Annotated in this window: 18 protein-coding genes; 11 read left to right on the top strand and 7 right to left on the bottom strand. The window is 57.4% G+C overall.

Going from position 1 to position 16514, the window contains the following annotated elements:
• Positions 1–116: 116 nt before the first annotated feature.
• Both MKZ35_RS19635 and MKZ35_RS19630 read right to left on the bottom strand, forming a co-directional pair.
• Positions 117–1181 (bottom strand): IS701 family transposase, encoded by a 1065-nt coding sequence (locus MKZ35_RS19635; RefSeq protein WP_482511431.1) that lies wholly within the window; start codon positions 1179–1181, stop codon positions 117–119.
• Positions 1182–1369: 188 nt separating this feature from the next.
• The gene (locus MKZ35_RS19630) at positions 1370–1987 is read right to left on the bottom strand and encodes a beta/alpha barrel domain-containing protein (protein ID WP_482514939.1); all 618 of its coding nucleotides are present in this window, start codon (positions 1985–1987) and stop codon (positions 1370–1372) included.
• Positions 1988–2184: 197 nt separating this feature from the next.
• Between MKZ35_RS19630 and mnmA the strand changes: the two genes are divergently transcribed.
• The 3 genes from mnmA to MKZ35_RS19615 all read left to right on the top strand — a co-directional run bounded on the left by mnmA (position 2185) and on the right by MKZ35_RS19615 (position 6109).
• On the top strand, positions 2185–3357 hold the full coding sequence (mnmA, locus tag MKZ35_RS19625) for a tRNA 2-thiouridine(34) synthase MnmA (protein ID WP_482514938.1): 1173 nt from the start codon (positions 2185–2187) through the stop codon (positions 3355–3357).
• Between the two features lie 12 nt (positions 3358–3369).
• Positions 3370–4131, top strand: a complete 762-nt coding sequence (locus MKZ35_RS19620; RefSeq protein WP_482514937.1) for a hypothetical protein — start codon at positions 3370–3372, stop codon at positions 4129–4131.
• A gap of 331 nt (positions 4132–4462) precedes the next feature.
• Complete coding sequence (locus tag MKZ35_RS19615; RefSeq protein ID WP_482514936.1) at positions 4463–6109, top strand: S8 family serine peptidase; 1647 nt, start codon at positions 4463–4465, stop codon at positions 6107–6109.
• A 173-nt stretch (positions 6110–6282) separates the two neighbouring features.
• Here MKZ35_RS19615 and MKZ35_RS19610 read toward each other — a convergent pair whose 3' ends face one another.
• The 5 genes from MKZ35_RS19610 to MKZ35_RS19590 form a co-directional block, all read right to left on the bottom strand.
• Positions 6283–6489 (bottom strand): DUF305 domain-containing protein, encoded by a 207-nt coding sequence (locus MKZ35_RS19610; protein WP_482514935.1) that lies wholly within the window; start codon positions 6487–6489, stop codon positions 6283–6285.
• A gap of 122 nt (positions 6490–6611) precedes the next feature.
• Positions 6612–6881 (bottom strand): hypothetical protein, encoded by a 270-nt coding sequence (locus MKZ35_RS19605; RefSeq protein ID WP_482514934.1) that lies wholly within the window; start codon positions 6879–6881, stop codon positions 6612–6614.
• A gap of 81 nt (positions 6882–6962) precedes the next feature.
• Positions 6963–7268, bottom strand: a complete 306-nt coding sequence (locus MKZ35_RS19600; RefSeq protein WP_482514933.1) for a hypothetical protein — start codon at positions 7266–7268, stop codon at positions 6963–6965.
• Positions 7269–7305: 37 nt separating this feature from the next.
• Positions 7306–8094 carry a hypothetical protein gene (locus tag MKZ35_RS19595; RefSeq protein ID WP_482514932.1) on the bottom strand — a complete coding sequence of 263 codons (789 nt, stop codon included), beginning with the start codon at positions 8092–8094 and terminating at the stop codon, positions 7306–7308.
• Positions 8095–8136: 42 nt separating this feature from the next.
• The gene (locus tag MKZ35_RS19590; protein WP_482514931.1) at positions 8137–9471 is read right to left on the bottom strand and encodes a hypothetical protein; all 1335 of its coding nucleotides are present in this window, start codon (positions 9469–9471) and stop codon (positions 8137–8139) included.
• Positions 9472–9759: 288 nt separating this feature from the next.
• Here MKZ35_RS19590 and MKZ35_RS19585 point away from each other — a divergent pair, with 288 nt between their 5' ends.
• The 8 genes from MKZ35_RS19585 (at position 9760) to MKZ35_RS19550 (ending at position 16293) form a co-directional block, all read left to right on the top strand.
• Positions 9760–10098, top strand: coding sequence for a hypothetical protein (locus tag MKZ35_RS19585; protein WP_482514930.1), 339 nt, complete (start codon positions 9760–9762; stop codon positions 10096–10098).
• 351 nt (positions 10099–10449) lie between these two features.
• Positions 10450–10914 (top strand): type II RES/Xre toxin-antitoxin system antitoxin, encoded by a 465-nt coding sequence (parS, locus tag MKZ35_RS19580; protein ID WP_482514929.1) that lies wholly within the window; start codon positions 10450–10452, stop codon positions 10912–10914.
• A gap of 12 nt (positions 10915–10926) precedes the next feature.
• Complete coding sequence (locus MKZ35_RS19575) at positions 10927–11388, top strand: RES family NAD+ phosphorylase (RefSeq protein WP_482514928.1); 462 nt, start codon at positions 10927–10929, stop codon at positions 11386–11388.
• Positions 11389–11562: 174 nt separating this feature from the next.
• Positions 11563–12285, top strand: coding sequence for a ribulose-phosphate 3-epimerase (rpe, locus tag MKZ35_RS19570; RefSeq protein ID WP_482514927.1), 723 nt, complete (start codon positions 11563–11565; stop codon positions 12283–12285).
• Entirely contained in the window at positions 12285–13016 is a 732-nt protein-coding gene (locus MKZ35_RS19565; RefSeq protein ID WP_482514926.1) for a carboxypeptidase-like regulatory domain-containing protein, read from the top strand. The genes rpe and MKZ35_RS19565 overlap by 1 nt, the downstream gene beginning before the upstream one ends.
• A complete protein-coding gene (locus MKZ35_RS19560; protein ID WP_482514925.1) occupies positions 13004–13474 on the top strand; it encodes a hypothetical protein in 471 nt (156 codons plus the stop codon). Before MKZ35_RS19565 ends, MKZ35_RS19560 begins: the two co-directional genes overlap by 13 nt.
• A gap of 26 nt (positions 13475–13500) precedes the next feature.
• A complete protein-coding gene (locus MKZ35_RS19555; RefSeq protein ID WP_482514924.1) occupies positions 13501–14790 on the top strand; it encodes a TonB-dependent receptor in 1290 nt (429 codons plus the stop codon).
• A 141-nt stretch (positions 14791–14931) separates the two neighbouring features.
• A complete protein-coding gene (locus MKZ35_RS19550; protein ID WP_482514923.1) occupies positions 14932–16293 on the top strand; it encodes a hypothetical protein in 1362 nt (453 codons plus the stop codon).
• Positions 16294–16514 lie beyond the last annotated feature (221 nt).

The following is a 16514-nucleotide window of genomic DNA, read 5'->3' as shown; positions in this document are numbered from 1 at the left end:
GGCCGTGGCTTGGCGCTTGTTTACCAAAAGTCTGCCGCGCACCCAGGCCGAAGCCCATGTAAAGCTAACCGGCGATAAACGTTTGGGGGAGCAGGTGTTTAACTTAATAACTGATGTTACGCACGGAGTAGGCCAAGTTGGTGGTACATGGCTTTGAGGCCCACGGCGTAGAGCTGGGCTTTGAGGCGAAAATGGCCCATCCCACACTTGAGTTTGAGTATCTCGAGCTTGGTGTAGGCCAGCACGGCCGCGAAGAAATGATTGGCCTGCGTGGTCAGGGTTTTGGTGGGCGATTTGCCCATGGAGGCATTCTGTTTGAGCGATTTATGATATTCTTCCACTTTCCACCGTCTCTGGTAAATCGCAGTCAACTGGGCCTGGTTCAAGTCGGTGTCGCTGCTGACCAGATATAACACGCCCTGGCTGCCGTCTTGGTTTGTCAAGACGTGCCTGCTCACCAGCACCGCCTCTTGGACGGCCCGCAAATAGACCCGCAGGGGCTGCGTATCGGGAAACACCAGCGTTTGCACGGCCTGAAACTGGCCTTGCGCCCGTGCCGCTTCGCTCAGGGCCACGGTGCGGGAGGATTCGAGGGCAAAGACGAAATGGTGGCCCAGGGCTCGCACCAAGCTCATGTTCTCGGCCGAGGCATACCAAGTATCGGCCAGCAGGTAGCGGTAAGCCACTTGTTGCTGGGCCACGCGCAGCATCTGCTGCAGGTACTCGTTCTTGGTAAAGGCACTTTGATAGCTGGTTTGCTGGGTCTTGGCATGGTAGACCGGGACCGTTTTGCGCACCAGCTCGACGGCCAGCGGCAGGGCCAACTCGCCGGCCTGGTAGAGCAGGCTGACGAAATTCAAGCCCTTCACGTAGCGCTGCTGGCTGTGGTCCCAGTGGGTGCAAATCAGCTCGTTGGCAGCGGTATGGGCCTTTTCCAGAATCGAATCGTCGACGATAAGCACCGCAAATTCCTCGGCTCCACGCTGGGCTTCGGCCTGGCGAATCAGCGGCTTGGCCGCTCGCCAAATAGCGGCCGAGCCCCACGCGGTGCTGCTCAGCCAGCGCGTGATCTGGTCGTGGCTCAAGGCCCCGTCTACCAGGCGCGACAAGCCCGTGGCCGTTGTCGGACCCGTCGAACTCAACAAATAATCCGTGTACAAGTCCAGCGTGCAAGTCGTCATAAGCGTAGTAAACGGGCAGAAGCCGACTCTGACTGCGTAACAGCAGTTACTCACTGATGTTACGCGGCAACTGCACCTCTGCCTCAGAAAGAAGCTATTGCTGCTTCAGGAAACATCCTTTCCAAGCAATCGACTAATATGCCGCGTAACATCAGTTAATAACAGTAATGGGCTAGAATTGCCCCCCGCTAGTCCTCTTCCAGCGCCTCAAACACCGCTTCCAATTCCTCGAAATCACGCAAGCCCGGCTTGATTTCGTTGCCACCTTCCAGGATGAGGCCGGCCGGTTGAATGGCGTTCAGCAAGCCCGATACATTGTCGGCAGTAATGGCGCCGCTTAGCCACAGCGGAATCTGAGTAGCGGCCTCGGCCAAGGCTTCCTGCCGAGCTTCGGGTAAGTCATTCATATTTAACGAGGCGGCTACGCCCAGACCAGCGGGAAAGATCGGGCTGTACTGTAGCAGCATTTCGTTTCTTAAGCTATTGGAAGTAATCAGAAACAGCGGCGCGTGCAGCAGCGCCGGCACGGAGAGCGGAGCTTCGGGCCGTTGGTGGAGTAGTACTCTTTGCAGGCCGCACTCTTCTACCAGTCGATTGATTTCGGATACGGGCATCTCATCAAACTCCCCAATCAGCTCCACGCCGGCTACCCAACCGGCCAGCTCGCGTACGGTGGCAGCATCAACGGCGCCGGGCAGGGCAGGGTCGAGGGTAAAAATGAGGCCGTCAGCGCCCATGCCGGCGCAGTAGCGGGCGTCGGAGAGGTTATTAATGCCGCGCACCAGCACGGAAGTAAGCAAAGCCATAGACTAAGAAAAATAGAAAGCCAGCCTGAACACCGGCGACGAGTTGGCGAAGCGCGAAAGTAAGGAATCTAGGCTACTACCACGCTCGGCATGTACTTTGTACGCTACGAATGGAAGGCGCTGCTGAACCGCAGGCCGGCGCTGGGTGTTATCTTTGCCACCGCGGCCGGAGCCTTGACCTCACGGGCGCTTCTTTTATGACTGAAAACACTTCCTCCACGCCGTCCCCTCGCGGGCGCGTTCTCGTCGCCATGAGCGGCGGCATCGACTCATCCGTAGCAGCTGTGCTCTTGCACGAGCAAGGCTACGAAGTGGTGGGCATGACCATGAAAACCTGGGATTACGCCTCGGCCGGCGGCTCCAAGAAGGAAACTGGCTGCTGCTCGCTCGACTCCATCAACGATGCCCGCCAGATTGCGGTTGAGCTCGGTTTTCCCCACTTTATCATCGATATCCGGGATGAGTTCGGGGACTTCGTAATCAATAACTTCACCGACGAATACCTGGCCGGCCGGACGCCTAATCCGTGCGTGCTCTGCAATACGCACATCAAGTGGGATGCGCTGTTGCGCCGCGCCGATCAGCTCGGCTGCCAGTTTATTGCCACCGGCCACTATGCCAATATACGCCAGGAAAACGGCCGCTACGTGATTAGCAAAGGCTTAGATGAGAACAAAGACCAGTCGTATGCCCTGTGGGGCGTGTCGCAGGAGAGCCTGGCGCGGACGATGTTTCCGCTGGGCGGCATGCGCAAAACCGAGATTTACGACGAGGCTCGGCGCCGAGGCTTTACCGAGCTGGTAAACAAGCCGGAGAGCTACGAAATCTGCTTTATACCCGACAACGACTACCGTGGCTTCCTAAAGCGGCGGGTAGAAGGACTCGAAGCGCGCGTGGCTGGGGGGCAATTTGTGCTGCGCGATGGCACCGTAGTTGGTAAGCATGAAGGTTATCCTTTCTATACCATCGGGCAGCGCAAGGGCTTGGGCATCGCGCTGGGTTTTCCGGCCTACGTCACTGAAATTCGCCCTGACTCCAATCAAGTCGTTCTCGGTAATTTTGAGGATTTGGCCAGCACCACTACCGTAGTGGGCAAGCTGAACATGGGCAAATACGCCTCCTTGGAAGGACGAGGTTTGGTGCCTTCTACCACGAAAATTCGCTATAATCACGATGGCGCGGCTGCTTTTCTCGAACAGATCGGCGACAAGGTGTATGCTTATTTCGAGGAACCAGTTCACGCTGTTACTCCTGGCCAAGCCGCCGTTTTTTACGAGGGCAATGACGTGCTGGGTGGCGGCTGGATTGAGCGCCATATAATATCTGATCCTACTACTCAAGCTGCGGCCCTTGCCGGTTCAGCTCTTTAATCCTGCTTTTGCATGAGTCACTTCTATCGTCCGCGTTTCTCTTGGTTATTCACTGGTCGTCGTGCTGTGGCGGCTGGTTTGCTGGCAATGGGAGTGGCGGGGGCCTGTACCCGCGAAACGGAGCCGGGCCCCGACATGGGCCTGGAGTATTATCCGGTGGCGGTTGGGGCGTATCGGGTTTATGCCGTGGTAGATTCTATTTATCAGAATAACCGTGGGACGGCTACCCGCTTTCAGTTTCGGGAGCGCGTGGACGAAACGTTTATCGATGCTGCCGGCGACTCAGTTTACCGCGTGGTGCGGTCGCGCCGGGTTACACCGGCCGATACCTGGCGCGACGACAGCGTATTCATCATCAAGACCACGCCGAATACCCTGCTGCTTACGCGCAGCAACCGGCGCACGGTGGAGCTGGTGTTTCCGGTGCGCACGGGCCGCAAATGGAATTCTAACGCCTACAACTCCGGCGATACTATCACGGCTGAGAAACGCGCTTACGACCGGGTGGGAGAACCTTTTGAGCTAGCCGCTTCCACCCAACCCCAGCGCTACGAGCAGACCGTAACTACCGCCGATACGACAGCCTACGATCTGTTCAACCTCAATATTCAACGCCAGGTATTTGCCCGGGAAGTGGGGCCTATTCATCGGTGGCGGCGGCGGTACGTATATGGCTGCCCGCCCGGCTCACCCGCCGACTGCTCCTTAGTGCCTGGCTATAGATTGGCAGGTAACGCACGAGTTGAAACGCTGATTGAAGTCGGAAAGCTGTAGTTAGTCGCAGGGCGAAACAACCTTAAGTAGTGCCCGACAATGGCAGATGTAGAACTGCCATTGTCGGGCGCTGTTGTAAGCTCAGCTGCTGGGGGCTTTTTGCGGAGCCTGGCAATGCAACGACTTCCCTTGTGCGGGTGTTCTTATCCTGCCGTTTCCCATTAGGCCATTAGCGGATTTATTTGTTTGCTAATCTGGTTCGTACTTGGTCTGGGGGCTTTTTGCTACCCAGCCTTTGGTTTCTTTTCCTGATCCTCTTTACTCGCTTTTAATGCGCCTTTCTCTGCTTGTCTTGTTTTGGATGGGGCTCAGTAGCTACCTAAGTAGTGCTATGGCCCAGTCAAGCCCTACTGGTTCGCCGCAGGTAACGGCCGTTGTGGGCAGGCATTTGGTTTTCTTTAAGGATAAAACCAACTCGCCTTATAGCCTCACGCAGCCCCAGGCGTATTTATCGGCCCGCGCTATTTCCCGCCGCACGCGCCAGAATATCGCCATTCAGCCCCGCGATTTGCCCGTCAATCCTACTTATGTAGCTCAGCTGCGGGCGGTGCCGGGCGTGCAGGTGTGGTACACGTCGCGCTGGTTTAATGCCGCCGTAGTAGTCTGCGACTCAACCACACTGGCATCACTTCGCACGCTGCCTTCAGTGCAGGGCACTCAAACCTTGATTCGGGCGCAGGCCGCACCAGCGGCACCTATAGCTACCAATCCGCCGGCTGTTGCGCCGCCCACTACCACCACGGCGCCGGGGCGCCCTACCTACGGGCCGGCTTATGGCCAAGCCCAAATGATGGGTGCCGTGGCCATGCACGAAGCCGGTTTTCAGGGTGAAGGCATGCAGATTGCCGTGTTCGATGGCGGCTTTTCGGGCGTTGACCGCCTGCCAGCGTTTGCGCCTTTATTTGAGGAAAAGCGCCTGCTGAGTACGTATAACTTCGTGGAGCATAACAAGGCAGTGTACGGCCGCAATGAGCACGGCACCCAGTGCTTATCAACGATGGGCGCCAACCAGCCTGGTTTTTTTGTCGGCACGGCCCCCAAAGCCAGCTACCATTTGCTGGTTACGGAGGATGTAAAGTCGGAGCACTCAATAGAGGAAGCCAACTGGCTGCTGGCCGCCGAGTACGCCGATTCAGTGGGCGTGGATATTATCAGCTCTTCCCTGGGCTACAACGACTTCGATCAGCCCTCCCCGGACTATTCCTACGCCGATCTAAATGGTCGCACGGCGCTTTCCTCGCGGGCGGCTACGGTAGCGGCCCGCGTGGGTATCCTAGTAATAAACAGCGCCGGCAACGAGGGCAGCAGCCCCTGGCGCTACATCAATGCCCCCGCCGACGCGGACTCCATTCTGACTGTTGGAGCCGTCGATTCGGTGCTGTTGCAGCGGGCCGGGTTTAGCTCTGTCGGCCCCACGGCTGATGGGCGCATCAAGCCCGCGCTGGCGGCGCAGGGTCGGGCCTCGGCCGTGCTCACGGCGGCGGGTGCGGTGGTCAATGGCAATGGCACTTCCTATGCCTGCCCCACGCTGGCGGGCATGGCGGCGGGCTTCTGGCAAGCCAATCCGCGGCTGACGGCCCAGCAGGTGATTGCCACCTTGCAGCGCTCCGGCTCTCAGGCCGACCGCCCCGATAATGAGTTGGGCTACGGTATCCCCGACTTTGCCAGGGCTCAGCAACTGGCGGCCGGCGCGGTGCTACCCGTAACGGCGCCAGCTGCCACCCGCGGTCAGCTGGCCGTTTATCCCAACCCAACCCGCGACGATGCTCTGTTTCTACAGCTTACTCCCGAGCTGCAAAACGTAGCCTTGCAAGTGCGACTCATCGACTCGCGGGGGCGGGTAGTAGTGGAGCAGAAGGTGGCCGCTACTTCGGCTCCGCAGGTGGAATTGCGGCCTGGCGTGCTGGCTAATGGTACCTATACCTGCGAGGTAAGAGCCAAGCGCCTGCGCCGCTCGGTGCGCTTCGTGAAGCTGTAATTCCTTTTTAAGAAAAAAGCCCCCCGACAACGATTTTTAGGTCTGGGGGGCTTTTTTGTGGACTTTTGTTTGCAATAAAACCGTTATTCTTACCTCCTTATTAGGTGTTCTTGTTGCTAATGGGCAGGTTTATCCGGTAAGCCGCAGCGGGCGGCACTAATCAGCCTGAGTAATCAGCGCGGCGTTTGCTGCAGGCGGTCGAGCATGCGCTTCATCTGGCCAATCTCGCGCTGTTGGGCGCTGATGATGCTGTCGGCCAAGGCCCGCACTTCGGGATCTTTAATGGTAGCCCGCTTGCTGACCAGAATGGCAATGGAGTGGTGCGGAATCATGGCCTTCATCCACAGTTTGTCGTCCACGAATACTTGGGCGCGTACCATAAAGGTGACGGCGGTGGTCTAAAGCGTGGTGATGGTGCCGTTTCAGGTTGAATCAAAAGGAGCTTGAATAGCTTGTTCAGCGCCTTTTTCAGTTGGTCATGCATTAGGCTTATCACCACGCTTTAGACCACCGCCAAGGTGACAACCCCAAACAGCACCAGGCTACCAACCATAATCAGCACGTTGTGGCGCTTGTTGGGGTACATACTCCACATAAAGCCCATCATAATCAGGGTCATGGGCACCAGCATAAGCAGGGCCATGTACAGGCGGGTGAGGCTGAAATACACATGGTCCCACGTGTACACGTTCAGATACATCACCACGTACATGGCTACCAACGAGGTGCCCAACATTAGAAAAAAGCGGGAGTAAGGCTTCTTGTGTTCCATGAGAAAGGTATTAAGGCAAATGAAAAAGAGAGCTTTGTGCTGGGGCAAAGCAGCCCGGAAGCAGCCGCGGGAAAACAGCTTCTAGCGCGCCGGCTGCGGATGATTGGGTTGACGCGCCTCGTGCCGCCGACGCAGCGGAAAATCCAGTAGCATGCACTGGTAGCCTTTCAGAAAGTTGGGGTTGAGCCACAGCCCCAGGGCGCCGGCTAAGTTGAGCACTGCCGCGCCGGCGTATAGCCATTTGCGGGCGCTGCTATCCATCGCTACGGCGGTGTAGGTAAAGCCCACGGCCCCAAACAAAAACCACAGGGTTCGGTAAGCAGGTAGGCACCGGTAACGGTAAGCCCCCATCACAACAGCACAGATTGACTGACGGGTGACGTGCATCGGCGGAAATGAAAGCGGCCAGCAGTGCGGGCTACGGTTAGAAAGCGTGCTGGAATCCCAGGGTGGCCGTAAACTTATCGGCGTCAGTGCCCAGGCCGGCCGATGCGCCGAGGCTGAGGACCAACCGCGGATTCATCTGGCGGCGGATGCCGGCTTCGAGGGACGAGCCCATTTCGCCCCGGAAGCGGCGCTGCTCGCGCACAAAGTCCAGCACCAGCGACGATTGCGGCGCGATGCGCGTGGAATAGCCCACCAGCAGGGCGAAGCGGTCGGGACGCTCCTCTTTCAGCTGGTCACCTTCGGCCTGCACGCCGGGCTGGCTGTTGTGGAAGTACGCCACGTTGAGGTGCAGGCGGTTAAGGGTGCCCAGAAAGCTTTTGGTGAGGATAAAGCGGCTGTTGTAGTCGGTGCCCTCGCTACGCAGGCCGGTGGGCAGCGTGAGGGTGCCAGCCAGGGCCATGGCGGGCAGGTACTTGCCTTCAGTATTGAAGTTGTAGTGGCCCGACACCTGCACGTTGCCGCTGCCCGACCGGTCGCCGTTGCCCGAGTGGAGGGGCACGGCCACGGCCAATTGGGTATTGCGCAGGGGCCCAAATTCCAGGGTAGGCGTGTACTGCACTAGGTTGTCGCCCTGCTGGCTGCGCTGGAAGCGCACGGGCAGCTGGAATTCGCGGTTGCCGTAGGCCGTGGGGTAGGCGTCTTCGAGGCGGGTGGGCAGGCCGGCATCGAGGTTAATCTGGTCGGATTGGGCGTGGGCCACCGGGGCCAGGCCCAGCAGGCAACCGGTAGCCAGTAGCAGGCCGCGCAGGGTAAGTGACTTATTCATAAGAAGATGATTCGGGAGGTAAAAAGAAAAACGGCTCCGGCACTAGCGGGCCAGCGTGGGCTCCTGGCTCATGTCGAGCGGCGGCACGTCGGGCATTGCGCCGTGCTTTTCCTGCCAGCCCTTGAGCATGGCCTCGCGCATCATTTTGGGCGTTTTGCCGGGTTCCAGCGCGCCGGGCATCATCTTCATGCCGGGCATCATCTTCATCATGGCGTCGTGCAGCGAGCCTTCGATTTCGCCGGGCTCCATGCCGGGGCGCATCTTCATCTGGAACTGCGCCATCATCTTCTCCTTCATGTCGGGGGCCATGTCGGGCATCATCATCGGCATCATCTCCATCATCATTTCCATCATGATTTTCGACATCGCGCCTTCCGGGCCGGCCATCCAGGCGGGGTACAGGCGCGGGTCCACGTCGGGGTAGGGCAGGTCGAACTTGCGCACGTACTGCTCGTCGCCGGGCTGGTAGCTCATGGCGTCGATGACGCGGTAGAGCTCGTCGCGCTGCTGCTGCTCGGTCCAGCCCTCGTAGCTGAGGATGTCGTAGGCCAGGCCGTGCAGCATGTGCAGGTTATCGAAGATGTTGGCCGACTCGGGCGACATGCGCGAGTAGCGCGGCATCAGCTCGCGACTGAGCAGCATGCGCTGGGGCCGGTTCTTATACACCTCATTGAACATGAGGTCGTTTACGGTTTTCAGTGCGGCCTCCTGCCCGCCGTCGGCGTTGCCGCTCAGCATCTGGGCCTCGTAGATGGCCGGGTGCCACCAGTGCGCCACCCAGGCCTGGGAGTTAGACTTGGGGTAGAAATTGCGGTAGTAGGTGAAGTAGGGCTTCATCATGCAGGCCGCCCGGCGCATGGTGATGTCGAGCGGGGCCACCGAGCGGGCCACGTCCTGGTTGCGGGCCAGATACAGCTTCACGGCGCGGTCGGTCCACTCCTTTTTCTTGTCCCAGGCCACGCGCTGGCTGGCCATGATGTCGTAGGTCTGCTCGTGGTGCTGGTGGGTCCAGTCGATGGTGCGAAACAGCCGCCACATCACCCGCGCCGTGTAGGGCCCGTACAGTTCCATCGAAGGGCCCACCTTCGATTTTTTGTTTTTCACAAAGTCAAACACCTGGGCGTCGAAGTCGGCGTCCACCTTCTCGCGGTCGGCCAGCTTGGTTTGCAGCAGCACGTCGTGTTCGCGGCCGTGGTGAAAGTGGAAGCCCGCCGAAAACGCCTCCGAGGGCCCGTGCCGGCGGAAAAACGCGGCGTTGTACGGCCCGCGAATGTAGCTGACTTCCTTGCGGGGCTCAGTGGTGGTGTGGCCGGCTGAGCACGCCGTGAGTAGTAGCGCCAGCCCCGCGGCCAGAACAGGTTTAGTTTTAGTTGACATAGTATGATTGCATGGGCTGGCCTTGCGTAGGCTGCCCGTTGGCATGAATCCGTGTGTACGACCCCATAAAAGATCTGTTTGAACATAATTGCTGTACTTTCTTACACAATTTCGATTGGGCCCAACATATCCTGCTGGCGCTGACCGCAAACGAAAAACGCCCGGTGCTGCCGGGCGTTTATGTAAGAGCGGAAGTTCAGCGTGGCCCGCCTCCCGGCTAAATCCGCTTAATTGCAGCAAAACATCCATTAGCCTTCACTCTCCAACGTTTTCGCTGTGCTTCAACTCATGATTACCAAGCGCATTGGGCGCCGGCAGTTTCACTTTACCGTTCAGGGCGGAAACTTCCACGACGTAGTATCCGAATACGACCGCCTGAGCTTCGCTGATGTGCCCGCCTGCGGCCTCTGCGGCTCCGACAACCTCGATCTGACCTCCCGCATCGCCCAGGACAAGTTCAAGTACACCTCCGTCAAATGCCTCGACTGCCGCGGCGACGTGACCTTTGGCAAAACCCAAAAAGACGACCAGACCGTATTCCTGCGCCGCCGCGAGAATAGCGAATTGGACTGGCAACCCTGGAAAAAGGGGAGAAGTAAGGCTGAGGTTTTACACATTATAGTTTGAACGTAGCTCGAAGTATTCACTTCGAGCTACGTTTTTTAATGCCTTATCTTAATTCGAATGTCATGCAGAGCGGGAGCGAAGCATCTCGCGTGCGGTCGTTGCACTAAGAAAGGCGGTCATGCTGAGCCTGTCGAAGCATCTCTGCCGCTTCGTTGCAATGCTATTGATTAGTAACCAGTAGAGATGCTTCGACTCCGCTCAGCATGACGTTCTGTTTGATAGAGGTTCGTATTAGGATGATTTGGTGCAGGCTTTTACTCAATCAACAACATTATCGAACAAAAGGAAAACTTTCCGAGTTTAAGGGAAAATATTCCTAACTTTGGAATAACGCCAATAACCACTTCCACCATGAGCACGATAGCAACAACTCGCAAAGCAGGCGGAGTCGCTGGTCGCCCGGTCGCCGGCTCGGAGCTGACGGCGCTCAAGACGGTGGTGAAAGATTCCTTCTCATTGGTAATGGCGGCGCGGCAGGGCATTTCGGCTGCTACGGCTATTGCGGTGGCCGGCCTGCTGCACCTGCACCCCGAGCAGCTGGCTGATATTCTTAACATCACGAGCAAAACCTTGCGTACCTACCGGCAGGAGCAGAAAAACCTGAACCCCGCGCACAGCGAGCAAACCCTGAAGCTGCTGGCGCTGCACCTGCGCGGGCAGCAGGTATTTGGTGATGGGGACGCCTTCGTGCGCTGGCTCGAAAAGCCTTCCTACGGCCTCGATGACCAAGTACCGCTCACACTACTGGAAACCAGCGGCGGCATTGATCTGGTGCTGGAAGAGCTGGACCGCATTGCCTACGGCGACCTGGCTTAAACGCGCGGCAGGGTGGAAGTATACCGTATTTGCCTGGCGGAGTACGCCCAGGATCTATTTGCCTCCGGCAACCGCGGGCGCTGGAATTCCAAAGGCCATTTCGTGATTTACACGGCCAGCAGCCGGGCTCTGGCCTGCCTGGAAAACGTGGTGCATCGGGGTGGAGAAGGGCTGAATCAGCGCTTCAAGGTGATTGTCATTCAACTTCCGGAGGATTTAGCCGTGGAGACTATTACGCTGAAAGATCTGCCCCCCAACTGGCACAAAACCCGCAGCTACGCCCTCTGCCAGCCCTTGGGCAACGCTTGGTATGAACGAAAAACGGCACCCGTGCTGCGGGTGCCGTCTTCCATTATTGCCAGCGAGTACAACTACATTCTGCACGCCCGCCACCCCGATTTCGCCCGCATCCGCATCATCCAGCGCGAGGAGTTTGCCTTCGACCCACGCATTAAAGCAGAGAATCAGGAGTAGCATGGAACGTCATGCAGAGCATTCCGCGCGAGGTGTACAACACCATGCTGGTGGAGCGCGGCGATGAAGCATCGCGCGGGCTGATGCAGAGGAAGAATCGTCAGGCTCCCTCTCCCTTTGGAGAGGGGGCCGAGGGGTGAGGTAATCGTTGCTCCAAACGCTTACCTTCGCGGTATGACTTCTACCCGCCGCCTGGCCCCGTTATTGGCTCCTTCGCTGCTCGCCGCCGATTTTGCCAACCTGCAATTTGAAATCGAGCGCCTCGCCGGTAGCGCCGCCGACTGGCTGCACTGCGACATCATGGATGGCCGTTTTGTGCCCAATATCTCGTTTGGGATACCCGTGTTGCAGGCCATTGGTCGGCATGCCAAGCAGCCGCTGGATGTGCATTTGATGATTGAAGATCCCCAGAATTACCTCAGTGCCGTGCGCGACGCGGGCGCTACCAACATCACGGTACACTACGAGGCTTGCCCGCACTTGCACCGCGTGATTCAGCAAATCAAAGCCTTAGGTTGCCGGGCGGGTGTGGCGCTGAACCCGCACACGCCCGTGTGGCTGCTGGAAGATATTGCGGCCGATCTGGACCTGGTATGCGTGATGTCGGTGAATCCCGGCTTTGGCGGGCAGGCCTTCATTCCCAATACGTTGCGCAAAGTGGCCGCCCTGAAGGAACTGCTCGTGGATAGTGGCTCGTCGGCCCTGATTGAGATTGACGGGGGCGTAAGCCGCGACAATGCCGCCGCGTTGGTGGAAGCCGGGGCCGATGTGCTGGTGGCCGGCAACTTCGTGTTCGGCTCGCCCGACCCCGTGGCGACGCTGGCGGAGTTGCGGGCTCACTTAAGTGAAAGCGGGAGGATTCTGGACGGTGAATCGGAGGAAAGCCAGGACGCCTAATGCAATTGCTTACAAGCCTGAAAAATAAGCTCAGCTTCCTGCTGCTAACCTTGCTGCTGGTATTGGTCGGGGTGGGCGCGGTGGCTCAACAAACAGCCACCCGCATCCTGATCAGCGGCAGCGTCCGCGACGCGGACGGGCAGCCGCTGGAGCTGGTAGATATCGGCGTAGAAGGCCAGCCCGGCGGCACCACTACCGACACTGGGGGGCAATTTTCGCTGCGCGTAACGCCGCCCGCGCCCGGCGCGCCGGCCCTGGTGCTCATGGCCCGGCGCCTGGGCTACAAGCCCCTGCGCACCACGCTCGATTTAGCCAAAAATGCCCCCCAGCAGCTTATGCTGGTCGCTGATGCCCGCGCTCTGGGCAACGTAACAGTGCGCGGCCGCAACGAGAGAACCGATACCCGTGAGCAAGTCAGCCTCACGCGCATCAACCCGCGGGCGGCCAAGGAATTGCCTTCGGCTTTCGGCGATTTCAACAAAATCCTGACCACGCTGCCCGGCGTGGTGGCCAATAATGAACTGACCAGCACCTACTCGGTGCGGGGCGGCAACTACGAAGAAAATCTGGTGTACGTGAACGGCATTGAGGTGTACCGGCCGTTTCTGGTCACGGCCGCCCAGCAGGAAGGACTCAGCTTTATCAACCCTGATCTGGTGAGCCAGGTGGCCTTTTCGACGGGGGTTGGCAGCCTAAGTTTGGTGATAAGCTCTCCTCGGTGCTGGATGTAGAGTACAAAACGCCCGCCCGGTTTGGGGCGTCGGCCACGGCTAGTCTGGTGGGCGGCACGGCCCACGTGGAAGCCACGTCGCCCAACAAGCGGGTGAGCTACCTGGCCGGCATTCGTTACAAAAATGCCCAGTACGTGCTGCGCTCCCTGCAACAGGCGCAGGGTGGCTACAACCCGACGTTTTACGATGGGCAATTGTACATCAACGCCGCGCTGGGGGGCAAATCGGAGCCGACGCGCACGAGCTTGGGTCTGCTGACTTCCTTCGCCCACAACGATTACCGCTTCACGCCCGAAACCGGCCAGAGCACGTTCAGCACCGCCACCAACCAGTTTACCCGCCTTTTCATCGCCTACGATGGCCGTGAGCGGATGCAGTACGACACCTACCAAGGCGGTTTGAATCTGCGCCACGCCTTCACGCCCAATTTTACGGGTGAGCTGCTGGCTGGGGGCTAATTTCGCGGGAGTTCGAGTTCCGAGATGTGGAAGCCAGCTACCGCTTCGCCGACATCAATGTCGATCCCAACTCGCCCGACTTCAACCGGCCCGTCCGTATCCGCGACCTGGGCTCGCGCTTCGACAACTCCCGCAACTACCTCACCGCCCGCCTGGCCACCCTCGAAGCCCGCGGCACCTGGACGCCCACCAGCCGCCACGCAATACGCTGGGGGGCAAAAGTCGGCCGCGAACACATCGAAGATATCCTCAACGAGTACGGCTTCGTCGATTCGGCGGGCTTTGTGCCCGAAAGCCGCATGACCCGCCTGCGCACCGATTTGGTGCTGCAAAGTGAGCGGTACCAGGGCTACGCCCAGCACACCATCACCTTCGATTCTTTGCGCACGCTCACGTATGGCGTGCGGGCCCATTATTGGAGCGTGAATAAGCAATTGGTGGTGAGTCCGCGGGTGCAGTACTCATTTATTACCCGCCGCAACCCGGATTTGTCGTTCAAAGTGGCGGCGGGCGTGTACTACCAGCCGCCGTTTTACCGGGAGCTGCGCAATCAGCAGGGCCTGCTGAATCCGGAGCTGCGGGCCCAGCGCTCCCTGCACTTTATTGCCGGCCAGGATCTGAAGTTTGAGCAGTGGGGCCGCCCGTTTCGCTTCACCGGGGAAATGTACTTCAAGTACCTCACCGACGTCGTGCCTTACGACCTCGACAATGTGCGCCTGCGCTACTTTGCCCGCAACAACGCCACCGCCTACGCCGCCGGCTTCGACGCCCGCGTGGCTGGGGAGTTTGTCCCCGGCACGGAATCGTGGTTTAGCCTGGGCCTACTCACCACCCGCGAAAACCTCGACGACGACTTCATCACCCTGCGCGACGCCGACGGCACCGAGATTGGCCGCGAAGAGAAAGGCTACATCCGCCGCCCTACCGACCAGCGCCTGAATGTGGGTATTTTCTTCCAGGATCATTTGCCTAACAACCCTTCGGTGAAAGGCTACGTGAATCTCGTGTTTGGTTCCGGCCTGCCCTTTAGCCCGCCCAACCTGCCGGAGGAGCGGGGTACTACCAAGCTCAGCCGCTCCTATAAGCGCGTCGATTTAGGCGTTTCCAAAGTGCTCACCCTACGCAATGACACTAATACGCCGCGCCGCGTGGGGCAGCTGGAGAGCCTGTGGCTGGGCCTGGAAATCCTGAACGTGCTGGCCGCTAACAACGTGGGCGGCTACAGCTACCTGCAGGACGTGAACGGCGACACGTACTCAGTGCCCAATTACCTGTCCCAGCGCGTAGTGAATCTGCGGGTGATTGCGCGGTTTTGAGGGATATTAAGCTCCGATTGACCGATTATAGAATAATACATAATATAGATTATTCTTAATGTCACAATTTTAGAAAGAACTTCCTTGTGCGTAGGTAGGTAGGTAGGTTTGGCTATTCAATTAACCAAATCATAAAACCTTATGAAACAATATTTACGAACCGGGCTTTCCGCCGTGCTAGTCGGAATGCTTTGTGGTCTGACTTCCTGTGAGAAGGAGCAACTTATTCACTCTGAAGCTTTACCTGACACTGCCGCAATTAGCAAAGCATCCTACGCTGACCAAGTGGCTTACACGCACAAGCATTTGGCGGTGCTCGGCAAAGCACTGGCGTTGTTACAAAAGGACGAACGAATTCGCAGTCTTATGTATGGCGAGTTCAATGCTTGCAAACCGGGTCTGGAAAACGTGTTATTTAAGACCTTAATCGAAAAAGCAGCGGCGCAGGGTATCAATCTGGAAGATGAGATGAACCGTGCCCTTAGCGCCGCTGGTGTAAAGGAAACGGTCACCAATGCTTTGCTGGCTTTTAAAGGTATTGATGGCAATACTTGGCAGCCTCAAATTTATATTCCTAACTACGCGATGTTGAAAAAGGCCGATAAAGTAGGCCGTAAAGAGGATAGTTCCAGTCCGGTTTTTTTCACCTATGCCGGAGAACCGGGGGTAACTACGTACCAGACATTTCGGGTGAATAATGCTGGTGTTCCCGTTAAAGCGTTCATGGCTACGGAAGAAACCGCAGCTACGCATGAAATTATGATTATCGGCCTTTCAGAAAAATTGCGGCCTAGTATAGATGAAAGTGTTAATGTGGTTCCAAGCGCTATGCCAAATAAAGGGAAACAAATTAAAACAATGGGCACGCCTGTAGAGGCAAAAATTGGCATGATGTCCCTTAAATCCCACCGAGAGGATTGGGCCGGCGGTGCCAGTGAAGTAGCCTGTGTTGGTGCGGTAGTGTGGCGCGCGCCCGGAGGTTTAAACCCATATAATCCGCCAAATAATATGCCGGATGTCTCACGTGTAGGGCCTAATGGTCAGATAGGTGGTTACGACGGGCCCGGTAATACCCCGGTAGCTGATTGGACACGCAACGAAGTGTCCAATCAACAATGGAAAACAGTTGATTTTGCAATTGTTAGCTATTGGAACCCCTATTGGTATCCTACCCCAGGCTATCATGGCCCCGTAGATACGAAAGGTGATACGGCCCCTTACCTCATCTATGAAGCAGATGCCTGGCCTAGTGCGATGCGTAGCAAGGAGTGGTATTTAAGTACTGGAAGCACTACTACCTCCGTGTATGTATTTATCGAATACCGCTCTTCAGACGTTCCGTTTCACGAAGAAATAGTAACAACAGATCCTACTAAAGCATCTAATAGTAGTGCTGACGGCTACTATTCAGAACAGACAACTTCATTCCCATTTGAATCAACATCTTTTAACTATCAACGCCATTATCCCATCACAACTCAAATTCAATACTGGTTTTATTAATAACGGTTGATGAAAAAACAAATCATTGATAAGGATAAGCATTCGGTTAGTGGGTGGGGTCAGCATGCTGGCTCCACTCATTGGTCTCTGGTTGTACTAATGGTACTTCTATCATACCCGGCCTGTTTAGCACAAAGTGCTAAATTTCCCTGACTATATCCCCTAGCGTACGGGTGCGAAGCACAGTCATGAGTTTTTTAATTTTAGAGGTATTCGAACTA

The sequence above is a fragment of the Hymenobacter sp. R533113 genome (assembly GCF_056835965.1).
The sequence above is the reverse complement of the archived record's forward strand: the minus strand, read 5'-3'. Positions and strand labels throughout refer to the sequence as shown.

Excerpts from the sequence above, each read along its gene's own strand:
- MKZ35_RS19635 (WP_482511431.1), bottom strand. The coding sequence starts at position 1,181 with ATGACGACTTGCACGCTGGACTTGTACACGGATTATTTGTTGAGTTCG.
- MKZ35_RS19630 (WP_482514939.1), bottom strand. The coding sequence starts at position 1,987 with ATGGCTTTGCTTACTTCCGTGCTGGTGCGCGGCATTAATAACCTCTCC.
- mnmA (WP_482514938.1), top strand. The coding sequence starts at position 2,185 with ATGACTGAAAACACTTCCTCCACGCCGTCCCCTCGCGGGCGCGTTCTC.
- MKZ35_RS19620 (WP_482514937.1), top strand. The coding sequence starts at position 3,370 with ATGAGTCACTTCTATCGTCCGCGTTTCTCTTGGTTATTCACTGGTCGT.
- MKZ35_RS19615 (WP_482514936.1), top strand. The coding sequence starts at position 4,463 with ATGGCCCAGTCAAGCCCTACTGGTTCGCCGCAGGTAACGGCCGTTGTG.
- MKZ35_RS19610 (WP_482514935.1), bottom strand. The coding sequence starts at position 6,489 with ATGGTACGCGCCCAAGTATTCGTGGACGACAAACTGTGGATGAAGGCC.
- MKZ35_RS19605 (WP_482514934.1), bottom strand. The coding sequence starts at position 6,881 with ATGGAACACAAGAAGCCTTACTCCCGCTTTTTTCTAATGTTGGGCACC.
- MKZ35_RS19600 (WP_482514933.1), bottom strand. The coding sequence starts at position 7,268 with ATGCACGTCACCCGTCAGTCAATCTGTGCTGTTGTGATGGGGGCTTAC.
- MKZ35_RS19595 (WP_482514932.1), bottom strand. The coding sequence starts at position 8,094 with ATGAATAAGTCACTTACCCTGCGCGGCCTGCTACTGGCTACCGGTTGC.
- MKZ35_RS19590 (WP_482514931.1), bottom strand. The coding sequence starts at position 9,471 with ATGTCAACTAAAACTAAACCTGTTCTGGCCGCGGGGCTGGCGCTACTA.
- MKZ35_RS19585 (WP_482514930.1), top strand. The coding sequence starts at position 9,760 with ATGATTACCAAGCGCATTGGGCGCCGGCAGTTTCACTTTACCGTTCAG.
- parS (WP_482514929.1), top strand. The coding sequence starts at position 10,450 with ATGAGCACGATAGCAACAACTCGCAAAGCAGGCGGAGTCGCTGGTCGC.
- rpe (WP_482514927.1), top strand. The coding sequence starts at position 11,563 with ATGACTTCTACCCGCCGCCTGGCCCCGTTATTGGCTCCTTCGCTGCTC.
- MKZ35_RS19565 (WP_482514926.1), top strand. The coding sequence starts at position 12,285 with ATGCAATTGCTTACAAGCCTGAAAAATAAGCTCAGCTTCCTGCTGCTA.
- MKZ35_RS19550 (WP_482514923.1), top strand. The coding sequence starts at position 14,932 with ATGAAACAATATTTACGAACCGGGCTTTCCGCCGTGCTAGTCGGAATG.